We start from the raw sequence: 11,768 nt of genomic DNA, 5'->3' as shown, positions 1-11,768 counted from the left end.
TTATAACAATTTTCAATGTTGTAAAACATAGAAACTTTAGTTAAATTTGCAACATATACTTTTAGCCAATGCAAACCGATTCTAATACCACATCAGATTTAACTTTTGAAGACTTCAAAACTCAAGTCTTAAACGACTATACAATTGCTATAACAAGTAGAGAATGTAGTTTATTAGGGCGACGCGAAGTATTAACCGGAAAAGCTAAATTTGGTATTTTTGGAGACGGAAAAGAAATTCCTCAACTCGCTTGGGCAAAAGTTTTTAAAAATGGAGATTTCAGATCTGGTTACTACAGAGATCAAACCTTTATGATGGCTATTGGAGAATTAACTATAGAGCAATTCTTCGCAGGCTTGTATGCAAATACAGACATTGCACAAGAACCAATGTCTGCTGGTCGTCAAATGGGTGGTCATTTTGGTACTCATAGTCTTGATGAAAATGGCAACTGGAAAAACCTCACAGAACAAAAGAATTCTAGTGCAGATATTTCTCCTACTGCTGGTCAAATGCCAAGACTTTTAGGATTAGCACAAGCTTCTAAAATATACAGACAAGTTGAAGGCATAGATACCACTAACTTTTCAAAAAACGGAAATGAAATTGCTTGGGGAACTATAGGTAACGCAAGTACTAGTGAAGGTTTATTCTTTGAAACCATAAATGCTGCAGGTGTTTTACAGGTACCAATGGTGATTAATATTTGGGATGATGAATACGGAATTTCCGTGCATGCTAAATACCAAACTACAAAAGAAAACATCTCAGAAATCTTAAAAGGTTTCCAACGTGATGAGGACAATAAAGGTTACGACATTTTGAAAGTGAACGGTTGGGATTATCCAGCGTTAATAGAAACCTACCAAAAAGCAGAACAGATAGCGCGTAAAGAACATGTTCCAGTGATGATACATGTTGTCGAATTAACACAACCTCAAGGCCACTCTACTTCTGGTTCTCACGAACGTTACAAAAGTAAAGAACGCTTAGAATGGGAACAGGAATTTGATTGCATCGCTCAAATGAGCAAGTGGATGATAAGCAATAATATTGCGACACAAGAGGAACTTGATGCACTAAATAAAACGATAAAAAAGAAAGTACGCGATGGTAAAAAGGCAGCTTGGAACTCCTATTTACAACCCATAAAAAACGAACAAGAAGAAGCTAATATCTTATTAACTGCCTTAGCAGAATCAAGTACTAATAAAGTATTTATCAATAAAATCACAGATCAACTTAAACATATTGAGGAACCTGCGAGAAGAGATATTGCATCTACCGTTAGAAAGGCCTTACGTTATGTTGTTTCTGAAGATTCTATAGAAAAAGATCGTATTCAGACATGGATTAATGCCTACATTGAAACAGTTCAACCCAAATACAGTTCGCATTTAAATAGTACTTCAAAACATGCGGCTATTAATATTAAAGAAGTATTACCAACGTACGATAGTAATGCAGAACAGGTTGATGGCAGATTAGTTTTAAGAGAAAACTTTGATGCTATTTTTGGAAATTATCCAGAAGCTCTAGTTTTTGGTGAAGATGCAGGAAATATTGGTGACGTCAATCAAGGTTTAGAAGGTCTTCAAGAAAAATATGGAGAACTTAGAGTTGCAGATGCCGGAATTAGAGAAGCTACTATTCTCGGACAAGGGATTGGTATGGCCATGCGAGGTTTAAGGCCAATTGCCGAAATTCAATATTTAGATTACATTTTGTACGCGTTACAAATTATGAGTGATGATTTAGCAACACTTCATTATAGAACCAAAGGAAAACAAAAAGCGCCTTTAATTGTTAGAACTCGTGGACATAGACTCGAAGGCATTTGGCATTCTGGATCTCAATTAGGAGGTATTATTAACCTCATTAGAGGTATACATGTTTTGGTTCCAAGAAATATGACCAAAGCTGCAGGTTTTTACAATACACTTTTAGAAAGTGATGAACCTGCCTTAATTATTGAATGTTTAAATGGATATCGTCTAAAGGAAACTTTGCCAAATAATATTGGTCAATTTAAAACGCCTATAGGCGTTGTTGAAACTGTAAAAGAAGGTACAGATATTACATTAGTGTCTTATGGTTCAACGCTCAGAATTGTAGAACAAGTAGCAAAAGAACTTCAAGAAGTTGGTATTGATGCTGAAGTAATTGATGTTCAATCCTTATTGCCATTTGATATCAATCATGACATCGTTAAAAGTGTTGCCAAAACAAATCGATTAATGGTAATTGATGAAGATGTTCCTGGTGGAGCTTCTGCTTATATATTAAATGAAATATTAAACACACAGAATGCATTTCAATATCTTGATGGTCAGCCTAAAACCTTAGCAGCAAAATCACATCGTCCAGCTTATGGAACTGATGGAGATTATTTCTCGAAACCATCAGCAGAAGATATTTTTGAGGCTGTTTATGACGTCATGCATGAAGCTAGCCCAAATGACTTTCCTAAATTAAGATAACTTAATTAGACATACTTATAATTTAAAAAACCTTCTGGTAAATCGGAAGGTTTTTTTTATCAAGCATCTAAAATGATATAAGTCATAAAATCATTATATAGTAATTCATACCTTAGTAGCTTTATGTAAAAATTTCAATATATGCTTACAGAAGAAGTTATTAAAACATTCAAAACTAATTTAGATTTAATTTCATATTTAGAAACTCATAAAGCTGACAATCCAGATTATGAATCTGCACTAGAAAAACACAAATATGAAGAGGAATTACTTCCACTTCAAGCAGAACTTGTAGATTTTCAACGTTGGGTTCAAAAAGAAAACAAAAAAATAGCCATCATTTTTGAAGGTCGAGATGCTTCAGGAAAAGGTGGAACAATAAAGCGTTTTAAAGAACATCTCAATCCAAGAGCGATGAGAATTGTCGCTTTAAACAAACCAACAGAAGTTGAAAAAAATCAATGGTATTTCAATAGGTATATTAAAGTTTTACCAAATGCTGGAGAAATTGTTTTTTTCGATAGAAGCTGGTACAACAGAGCTGTTGTAGAACCTGTTATGGGATTTTGCACAAAACAACAATATAATCGTTTTATGATTCAGGTTCCTGAATTTGAAAATATGCTATATGAATCTGGCACAACTATCATTAAATTTTGGTTTTCAGTTTCTAAAGAAGAACAACAACGTCGCTTCGAAAAACGATTAAAAAACCCGCTTAAAAAATGGAAATTTAGTCCTGTTGATGAAAAAGGTCAAGAACTTTGGGATGATTTTACAATTTACAAAAATCAAATGTTTTCGAGAACGCATAACTCCTTCTCTCCTTGGGTAGTCATTAAATCGAATGATAAAAAACAGGCACGACTAGAAAGTATTAAATATGTATTAAGCCTATTTGATTACGATAACAAAGGGAATAGTTGCAAAGCTCTTTTACCAGATCCAAATATCGTTCAGCGCTATTTTAGAAACACAGTTCAACTAGACCAATAATAGAAATAGTATGACAGAAAAAGACGTAAACACCCTAAATTCAAAAAAAGGACTTGAAGTCCTGTTGCGCCAAAACCACATCGATGTTGAAAAAGCAATTCAGCATGTTAAGTATGAAAAACGACTAGAAAAACTTCAAGAAGAAATGCTAATTCTTCAGCAATGGGTGTCTAAAAACAATAAGAAAGTTGTCATTCTTTTCGAAGGACGTGATGCAGCAGGAAAAGGTGGTGCAATAAGACGAATTATTCAACATTTACCTCCTCGTGCTATTCGAGTTGTGGCTTTACCTAAACCCAATGAGACAGAAATTGGACAATGGTATTTTCAGCGTTATATCAATCGTCTTCCAAATAACGGAGAAATTGTGTTTTTCGATAGAAGCTGGTACAATAGAGCTGTAGTAGAACCTGTGAATAATTTTTGTTCTAAAAAAGACTATGAAATCTTTATGGGTCAGGTTAATGAATTTGAAAAAATGATCCAAGATTCTGGAATCTATTTACTAAAATTATATTTCTCAATTACCAAGAAGGAACAAGAACGTCGTTTTAAAGATATTATTAGTTCTACAATCAAAAAATGGAAATATAGTGATGTCGATAAAAAAGCATTGTCGCTTTGGGATGAATATACAAGATATAAAGAAACCATGTTTGAGAAAACCCAAGATCAGGCGCCATGGAAAATCATTAAAGCTAATAAAAAAACAAGTGCTAGAATTACAGCTTTTGAATATATCTTAAAACAAATCCCTTATGAGATAAAGGATTTAGAAACCATTAAGCATAAATCATTACGTTCCATATTAAATGAATAGTTTAAAAACTAACGGTCAAAACAGACTAATAAAATCCAGTTAATATAACTGCATTGTAAACTAAAAATTAACCAATTATTTAGTTTATTGAAAAAAAACATGATAATACCTTAAAAATCCATCGCACTTGTGATGGATTTTTTATATTTATAGGAAACAGACCAACTATGCTTTCAAAACAAGACAAACATAAATTAAGAGGCTCAATATTTAGACATCTGGACGGAATTGCAACTGCAACTTCTGCATTTTCACTTCATAAAAAAGGGGTATTAACCTATTTATTAGAACAGAAACAAGCATCTTTAGAATCCTTAACATCAAAATTTAATGCTAATGAAGGCTATCTTAATGTAGCCTTACGAATTTTATCCTCACAAGGTTGGTTAATTCAACATTTGGATAATAAAAGTAATTCGGTGTCTTATGAAACCAACGCGTCAAGTGCACACGCATTTAAATTAGTACCTCATTATGAAGAGGCTGTAAATTTGTTAAAATACACTGTTAAATTATCTAATGAACCCATAGGAATTGATGCCTTTCATATCTTAGAAAAAGTCTTCACCTCTTTTGAATCGCAATATGGTATGGACATTTCTGAAGAATCTTCAGTAGAATATCAAATATTAAAACATATTGAAGGTGCTATTATTGCTCCCATCATTGTTAGGTTAGGAATGAATGGTTTATTTCATAAATATTTTATGGAAGCCTCTTTTACTGCTGAAGAATATCATAAAAACCCTGAGAGTTTTAAGAAGATTTTAGATTTCTTTTCACATTTAGGGTGGTTTATTAAAAAGAAAAACACCTATCAATTTACTAATGAAGGTTTGTTCTTCGCAAAGAGAGCGAGTGCTTATGGTGTAACAGTTTCGTATTTACCAACCTTTATTCATTTAGATGATTTAATCTTCGGAAATGCGAGTGTTTTAAAAACAGATTCACCTGATGAAACCGAAAAACATGTCCATCGCGAAATGAATGTCTGGGGAAGTGGAGGCGCACATTCCACCTATTTTAAAGTTATAGATCAAGTCATCATAAAACTATTTAACAAACCAATTGAAGAACAGCCAAAAGGTATTCTAGATATGGGTTGTGGAAATGGTGCTTTTATTCAACATATATTTGATGTAATTGAATACCAAACCAAACGTGGGAAAATGCTCGATGAACATCCATTGCTATTGGTTGGAGCCGATTTTAATCAGGCAGCTTTAAAAGTCACCAGAGCAAACCTAATTAAAGCCGATATTTGGGCAAAGGTCATTTGGGGCGATATAGGAAGACCAGATATTTTAGCCAAAGATTTAAAAGAAGATTATAATATTGAACTTAAAGATTTACTCAACGTTCGAACGTTTTTAGATCATAATCGTATTTGGGAAGCACCTCAAAATAAAACTGGTAGAGTTAGTGATTCTTCAGGAGCTTATGCTAGTCATGGAAAACGTTTAAGCAACAATTTTGTTGAAGATTCATTATTAGAACATTTGACCAAATGGAAACCTTATGTAGAACGTTTTGGATTACTTATGATTGAATTACATACCGTTAGTCCAAAATTAGTTGCTCAAAACATCGGACAAACAGCTGCTACTGCTTATGATGCTACACATGGATATAGTGATCAATATATCTTAGAAGTTGATGTATTTAATAAAGTAGCTCAAGAAGCTGGCTTGCATCCAGATCCAAATTATTTTTCAAGATTTCCAGACAGTGATTTAGCAACTGTGAGCGTGAACCTTTTAAAAGGACATTAAATTCATGAAAGAACAACAAACATTAATCACAAGGGATTGGTTGGCTATTGAACGTACAAAACTTGCAAACGAACGTACCTTTTTAGCTTACTTTAGAACCTTTGTTGTGTTTTTAGGAACAGGACTAACCGTTTTAAAGATTGAATTCTTTTCAGAATTAAAAGCCTTTGGTGTCGCGTTATTAATTATATCACCCATCATACTCATAATTGGTGTTATACGACTTATTAGAGTAAAACAAACCATTAGAAAACACTATAAAATTTGAAAGCAGTTTCAGTAGTTACCATAAAAAAAGAGTTACAACATCGTTCTTCTGACGAGTTGATGCAACTTTGTTTACGACTTTCAAAATTTAAGAAAGAAAACAAAGAGCTCCTCACCTATTTATTATTTGAAGCTCATGACGAGTCTGGCTATATTGAAACTGTAAAAGCTGAAATCGATGCTCAGTTTGAAGTGATAAACACTAACAGTTATTTTTACATTAAAAAGAGTGTTCGGAAGATTTTACGAAACATCAAAAAATATGCACGATACTCCTTAAAAAAAGAAACTGAAGCCGAGTTACTGCTCTATTTTTGTGACAAATTGAAAGACTTTAAACCAAGCATTAGAAACAATACTACTTTAATCAATATCTATAACAGACAACTCGCTTTAGCAGAAAAATTAGTATCTGCAATGCACGAGGATTTGCAATACGACTTTGGATTAATGATTGAAGAATTAGGATACATATAAATTAGACATTATGAAAGACACAAGCCATCACGATGAGCGTGTTGCAAAAATGATTTTCGCATCTGTTTATCCTCATTACGTAAATAGAATTGAAAGAAATGGTAGAACCGAAGATGAACTACATCAAGTCATTGAGTGGTTAACGGGATATGACAAAAACAAACTTGAAACGCTCCTCAAGGAAAAAGTCACTGTTGAGGAGTTTTATCAAAAAGCTACCATACATCCAAATGCAAAACTTATAAAAGGAGTTGTTTGTGGCTATCGCATTGAAGACATTGAAAATAAATTAACGCAGAAAGCACGATATTTAGACAAACTAATTGATGAATTAGCAAAAGGTCGAAAGATGGAGAAAATTTTGAGAGTGGAAAAACCGTAAGTGAATGACATTTAATACTAAATACTCTACAAATGAAACACGAATGGAGAAAAAAAGAAAAAAACGTTTATTTGCCTAAGACTAAACCAGAATTAATTACAATTCCCGAATTTCAATTTGTGACCATTAGTGGTAAAGGAAATCCTAATGATGCATTCTTTGCAGATTATATAACTGCATTATATGCTGTTTCCTACACGATTAAAATGAACCTCAAAAAATTAGACACCAAACCCAATAATTATATAGATTGGACTGTATATCCACTGGAAGGTGTTTGGGATATTAGTGATTTAGCAAAACAGAACTTTAATGGAAAACTAAATAAAAATGATTTAGTATTTGAACTCATGATTAGACAGCCCGATTTTATAAGTCGAGAATTCTTCAATGACATGTTGGAGGTCGCAAAAAAGAAAAAACCAGTGCCTCTTTTAGATAAGGTTGAATTCAAAACCATAACTGAAGGACGATGTATTCAAATGATGCATATTGGAAGCTATGATAGCGAACCTGCAAGTTTTGATAAAATGGAAGCCTTTGCTGAAAGCCAAAATTTAATCCGAAAATCAAAAATGCATAGAGAAATATATATTTCTGATTTTAGAAAAGTGCCACAAGACAAACTAAAAACAACCTTACGATTTCAATTAGATAATTAAACTATAATGAACACCACAAACAATCACATTAATTATATCGAATTTAAAGCTAACAACTTAGATAAAACTAAAGCCTTTTATAGTAAAGCATTTAATTGGACATTTACCGATTATGGACCAAATTATACTGCGTTTGAAGACAGTGGAGTTTCAGGTGGTTTTGAAAAAACAGATGATACCATTACAAATGGTGCGTTAATTGTTTTACATCACAACAATTTGGAAACTATTAAACAAAACATCATAGATCTTGGTGGTACAATAGCGGTCGATATTTTTTCCTTTCCAGGCGGAAAACGTTTTCAATTTTTAGATCCTTCAGGAAATGAATTGGCAGTTTGGTGCGAAGCAGATGAATAGTAGTTTAAGATAAAATTTTTACCATTAGTTCTTTCAGCAAATCGCCTTGAGGCACAGCATTAGAATTCACACCTTTGCTTTTCACATCAAATTCACGAAGTATGGAGACAATTCCACTCACTTTACGCATCGGAAAATTTCGAGCGGCAGACACATACTCATTTACGAAATACGGATTAATTTTTAGGGATGAAGCTACGTTTCTAGGATTTTTATCATGCAAACCATGAAAATGCAATAACTGAGAAAAGAAACTAAAAAGTAACGATACCGTTACAACCATTGGATTGTCTTTTGGATTATTTGCAAAATAATTTACAATTTTGAAGACCTTAACACTATTGCGTTCACCAATAGCCTTTCGCAATTCAAAATTATTGTAATCTTTACTTATACCTATATTTTCTTCAATATGTTCTGCAGAAATTTGAGTTCCTTCAGGAAGCACAATTTTAAGCTTTTCTAATTCATTATTGATTTTACTTAAATCTGTTCCTAAAAACTCCACCAACATTTGTGAAGCCTTTGGAGAAATTGTATAATTCTGTCCAGAAAGTACTCGACGTATCCAATCTGCCACTTGATTTTCGTAAAGTTTTTTACTTTCAAAAACAACACCAGATTTCTTTATGGTTTTGTATAATGCCTTACGCTTATCAATTTTTTTGTATTTGTAGTTGATGACTAAAACCGTTGTTGGTTGTGGGTTTTTAGCATAACTCTCCAATTTATCAATCGTTCGTGCTAAATCTTGAGCTTCTTTTACAATCACCACTTGACGTTCAGCCATCATAGGATAACGTTTAGCATTGCTCACAATATCATCAATTGCAACATCACGACCATAAAGTACCATTTGATTGAATCCTTTTTCCTCTTCGGCAAGAACATTGGTTTCAATATAATCTGAAATAGCATCAATATAATAAGGCTCTTCTCCCATTAAAAAATAAATGGGTTTGATCTGACCTTTTTTTATATCTGCAACGATTTGCTTTACGTCTTCCAATGTGTGTAAAATTCCTGTTTTATAGATTCAAATTCCAAAAAAAGCGTTTGGTTTTTGGTATTTCTGTATTGTAAGTTAACTTTGAAAAAAACTGAACTTATTTATATGCACGAACTCAACTTTCCAAAGTTTGAATTCCGTTTCAAAAGTAACGAAAATAAAGTTTCTATTTTCGATGAGATTCGTAAAAAATTCATCATTCTACAACCCGAAGAATGGGTACGTCAACATTGCGTTCAGTATTTAATTCAGCATAAAAATTATCCAAAATCTTTAATTAATGTTGAAAAAGAACTCAAAGTTAATGGCTTAACAAAACGCTATGATATTGTCATATTTAATCCCGACGGAAGTATTCATCTTATTGTAGAATGTAAATCACATAAAATTAAAATAGACCAAACTACTTTTGATCAGATTGCAAGATATAATCTAACTTTAAATGCTAGTTTTTTGATGGTAACTAACGGAATTAATCATTATTATTGTATGATGGATTTTAAGAATGAACGCTATGAGTTTTTAAAAGATATTCCAGATTATAAATGAAACTCGCAGTCGTCATATTAAATTGGAATGGAAAGGAATTGCTTGAGCAATTTATACCTTCAGTTATTACGTTTTCACAAGAAGCAGATATTTACGTCGCAGATAATGCGTCAACTGATGATTCAATTGCGTTTTTAAAACACCAATTTCCACAAGTACAAATTATTCAGAATACGGTTAATGGTGGCTACGCTAAAGGCTATAATGACGCCTTAAAACATATTGAAGCTGATGTGTTTTGCTTACTTAATAGTGATATCCAAGTGACACAGAATTGGCTCACTCCTATTATTGAAGAGTTTCAGTCAGATATAAATACCGCTATTATTCAGCCTAAAATTTTAGATTTCAAAAAGAAAACACATTTTGAATACGCTGGAGCAGCTGGTGGATTTATCGATAAGTATGGGTATCCGTTCTGTCGAGGTCGAATTTTTGATACTATTGAAGAAGACCATGGGCAATACGATGACACCCAAACTATTTTTTGGGCTTCAGGAGCTTGTTTCTTTATTAGAAAATCAACTTTTGATACATTAAACGGTTTTGATGAGTCCTATTTTGCTCATTTTGAAGAAATCGATTTGTGTTGGCGCGCCTTTAATTCAGGATTTACTGCCAAATATATTGGCACATCAAGGGTATATCATGTTGGAGGTGCAACGCTAAGTGCTTTAAACCCAAAGAAAACCTATCTCAACTTCAGGAATAGTTTATTTACCTTAATTAAAAATGCACAAGGCTTTCTTTTCGGAATTATCGTCATCAGATTAATTTTAGATGGTATTGCTGGCATAAAGTTCCTGCTCAGTTTAAAATTTTCACATTTTCTTGCGATTTTAAAAGCACATTTTAGTTTTTATGCTAACCTAAATCGACTATTGAAACAACGAAAACAACTTCCGAAGAAAAAAAACTACTGCAAAACAACATCTATTGTTTGGTCTTACTTCATTAGAAAACGCCATATTTTTTAATTGTTCATAAAACTGTTAAAATTTTAGTTAAAGATGGTCTTAAGGATTATTCTTTTACATAATTTTGGTATGTTAAATAACAACTAATTATTAAACTTTATTATGAGAAAATTAATGCTATTAAGTGTTGCTGGGATGTTCATTTTGACTTCATGTGTGTCTAAGAAAGATCATATGGCACTAAAAGAAGAACACAAAAAAACTCAGGATTTATTGAATTCTGCAACTGTGAAATTAAATTCTTGTTTATCTGACAAAGCTGCTGCACAAGCACGTGTTGAAACAATGAAAGATCAGTTAGCTGATTTACGTAAATCGAATCAAGATTTAATTGACACCAAAGGAAACTTAACAACTTTGACTCAAAAAGGTGCTGAAAATCTTGAAAAGTCATTGGAGAGCTTAAAAGAGAGAGATTTAAAAATCACGCGTTTACAAGACGCTTTAACTAAAAAGGATAGTGTAACCTTAGCAATTGTATCTAGTTTGAAAAAAGCTGTAGGAATTAGTGATCCAGACATTGAAGTTAATGTAGAGAAAGGCGTTGTATTTATTTCTATTGCTGATAAATTATTATTTCAGTCAGGAAGCTATAATGTAACAACTAAAGCAAAAGATGTTTTAGCAAAAGTTGCTGCCGTAATTAACAGCAAACCTAACTTTGAAGCTATGGTAGAATCTCACACAGACAATGTACCTTACTCAAAAGGTGTGTTAGTTGACAACTGGGATTTAAGTGTAAAACGTGCAACATCTGTTGTCCGTGTTTTAGAAGAACTTAAAGTGAATCCTCAACAACTTATTGCTGCTGGTCGTAGTTATCATGTACCTTTAGTAGAAAATGATACGGCTGACAACAAAGCAAAAAACAGACGTACTCGAATTGTGGTATTACCAAAAATTGACCAATTCTATGAAATGGTTGAAGAAGAAATGAAAAATTTATCTGCTGGTAATTAATTCAGAGAATTCAGAATAGTTAATAAAGCTCAATCGAAAGGTTGGGCTTTTTTATGC

At 32.7% G+C, this 11,768-nt stretch carries 13 protein-coding genes; 12 read left to right on the top strand and 1 reads right to left on the bottom strand.

All coding sequences use genetic code 11. The features are described from left to right. The first annotated feature begins 68 nt into the window (after positions 1-68). From VOI25_RS13680 to VOI25_RS13640, 9 genes are all read left to right on the top strand, one after another. On the top strand, positions 69-2,480 hold the full coding sequence (locus VOI25_RS13680; RefSeq protein ID WP_323789642.1) for an alpha-ketoacid dehydrogenase subunit alpha/beta: 2,412 nt from the start codon (positions 69-71) through the stop codon (positions 2,478-2,480). A 141-nt stretch (positions 2,481-2,621) separates the two neighbouring features. Next, entirely contained in the window at positions 2,622-3,476 is an 855-nt protein-coding gene (gene ppk2, locus VOI25_RS13675) for a polyphosphate kinase 2 (protein ID WP_323789641.1), read from the top strand. 10 nt (positions 3,477-3,486) lie between these two features. Next, positions 3,487-4,296, top strand: coding sequence for a polyphosphate kinase 2 (gene ppk2 / locus VOI25_RS13670; RefSeq protein WP_323789640.1), 810 nt, complete (start codon positions 3,487-3,489; stop codon positions 4,294-4,296). A gap of 167 nt (positions 4,297-4,463) precedes the next feature. Continuing rightward, on the top strand, positions 4,464-6,068 hold the full coding sequence (locus tag VOI25_RS13665; protein WP_323789639.1) for a class I SAM-dependent methyltransferase: 1,605 nt from the start codon (positions 4,464-4,466) through the stop codon (positions 6,066-6,068). 4 nt (positions 6,069-6,072) lie between these two features. Further along, positions 6,073-6,336, top strand: a complete 264-nt coding sequence (locus VOI25_RS13660; protein WP_323789638.1) for a DUF202 domain-containing protein — start codon at positions 6,073-6,075, stop codon at positions 6,334-6,336. Next, a complete protein-coding gene (locus tag VOI25_RS13655; protein ID WP_323789637.1) occupies positions 6,333-6,812 on the top strand; it encodes a hypothetical protein in 480 nt (159 codons plus the stop codon). The genes VOI25_RS13660 and VOI25_RS13655 overlap by 4 nt, the downstream gene beginning before the upstream one ends. Before the next feature lie 10 nt (positions 6,813-6,822). Beyond that, complete coding sequence (locus VOI25_RS13650) at positions 6,823-7,194, top strand: DUF2200 domain-containing protein (protein ID WP_323789636.1); 372 nt, start codon at positions 6,823-6,825, stop codon at positions 7,192-7,194. A 32-nt stretch (positions 7,195-7,226) separates the two neighbouring features. Further along, a complete protein-coding gene (locus VOI25_RS13645; protein WP_323789635.1) occupies positions 7,227-7,856 on the top strand; it encodes a GyrI-like domain-containing protein in 630 nt (209 codons plus the stop codon). A gap of 6 nt (positions 7,857-7,862) precedes the next feature. After that, positions 7,863-8,216 (top strand): VOC family protein, encoded by a 354-nt coding sequence (locus tag VOI25_RS13640; protein WP_323789633.1) that lies wholly within the window; start codon positions 7,863-7,865, stop codon positions 8,214-8,216. A gap of 4 nt (positions 8,217-8,220) precedes the next feature. Here VOI25_RS13640 and holA read toward each other — a convergent pair whose 3' ends face one another. Beyond that, a complete protein-coding gene (gene holA, locus VOI25_RS13635; RefSeq protein ID WP_323789632.1) occupies positions 8,221-9,225 on the bottom strand; it encodes a DNA polymerase III subunit delta in 1,005 nt (334 codons plus the stop codon). Positions 9,226-9,330: 105 nt separating this feature from the next. Here holA and VOI25_RS13630 point away from each other — a divergent pair, with 105 nt between their 5' ends. From VOI25_RS13630 to VOI25_RS13620, 3 genes are all read left to right on the top strand, one after another. Beyond that, positions 9,331-9,774 (top strand): type I restriction enzyme HsdR N-terminal domain-containing protein, encoded by a 444-nt coding sequence (locus tag VOI25_RS13630; RefSeq protein ID WP_323789631.1) that lies wholly within the window; start codon positions 9,331-9,333, stop codon positions 9,772-9,774. After that, on the top strand, positions 9,771-10,751 hold the full coding sequence (locus VOI25_RS13625) for a glycosyltransferase family 2 protein (protein ID WP_323789630.1): 981 nt from the start codon (positions 9,771-9,773) through the stop codon (positions 10,749-10,751). The genes VOI25_RS13630 and VOI25_RS13625 overlap by 4 nt, the downstream gene beginning before the upstream one ends. Positions 10,752-10,853: 102 nt before the next feature. Beyond that, entirely contained in the window at positions 10,854-11,711 is an 858-nt protein-coding gene (locus tag VOI25_RS13620) for an OmpA/MotB family protein (RefSeq protein ID WP_323789629.1), read from the top strand. The last annotated feature ends 57 nt before the right edge of the window (positions 11,712-11,768 follow it).

Source organism: Psychroserpens sp. (genome assembly GCF_034670085.1).
Lineage (GTDB): Bacteria > Bacteroidota > Bacteroidia > Flavobacteriales > Flavobacteriaceae > Psychroserpens.
Note: the sequence above shows the minus strand (reverse complement) of the source record. Positions and strands in the feature narration are given on the sequence as shown.

What these genes read in the sequence shown, in the direction of transcription:
- ppk2 (WP_323789640.1), top strand. Translation starts at nt 3,487, where the DNA reads ATGACAGAAAAAGACGTAAACACCCTAAATTCAAAAAAAGGACTTGAA.
- VOI25_RS13625 (WP_323789630.1), top strand. Translation starts at nt 9,771, where the DNA reads ATGAAACTCGCAGTCGTCATATTAAATTGGAATGGAAAGGAATTGCTT.
- VOI25_RS13680 (WP_323789642.1), top strand. Translation starts at nt 69, where the DNA reads ATGCAAACCGATTCTAATACCACATCAGATTTAACTTTTGAAGACTTC.
- VOI25_RS13665 (WP_323789639.1), top strand. Translation starts at nt 4,464, where the DNA reads ATGCTTTCAAAACAAGACAAACATAAATTAAGAGGCTCAATATTTAGA.
- VOI25_RS13640 (WP_323789633.1), top strand. Translation starts at nt 7,863, where the DNA reads ATGAACACCACAAACAATCACATTAATTATATCGAATTTAAAGCTAAC.
- VOI25_RS13645 (WP_323789635.1), top strand. Translation starts at nt 7,227, where the DNA reads ATGAAACACGAATGGAGAAAAAAAGAAAAAAACGTTTATTTGCCTAAG.
- VOI25_RS13660 (WP_323789638.1), top strand. Translation starts at nt 6,073, where the DNA reads ATGAAAGAACAACAAACATTAATCACAAGGGATTGGTTGGCTATTGAA.
- VOI25_RS13630 (WP_323789631.1), top strand. Translation starts at nt 9,331, where the DNA reads ATGCACGAACTCAACTTTCCAAAGTTTGAATTCCGTTTCAAAAGTAAC.
- VOI25_RS13620 (WP_323789629.1), top strand. Translation starts at nt 10,854, where the DNA reads ATGAGAAAATTAATGCTATTAAGTGTTGCTGGGATGTTCATTTTGACT.
- VOI25_RS13650 (WP_323789636.1), top strand. Translation starts at nt 6,823, where the DNA reads ATGAAAGACACAAGCCATCACGATGAGCGTGTTGCAAAAATGATTTTC.
- ppk2 (WP_323789641.1), top strand. Translation starts at nt 2,622, where the DNA reads ATGCTTACAGAAGAAGTTATTAAAACATTCAAAACTAATTTAGATTTA.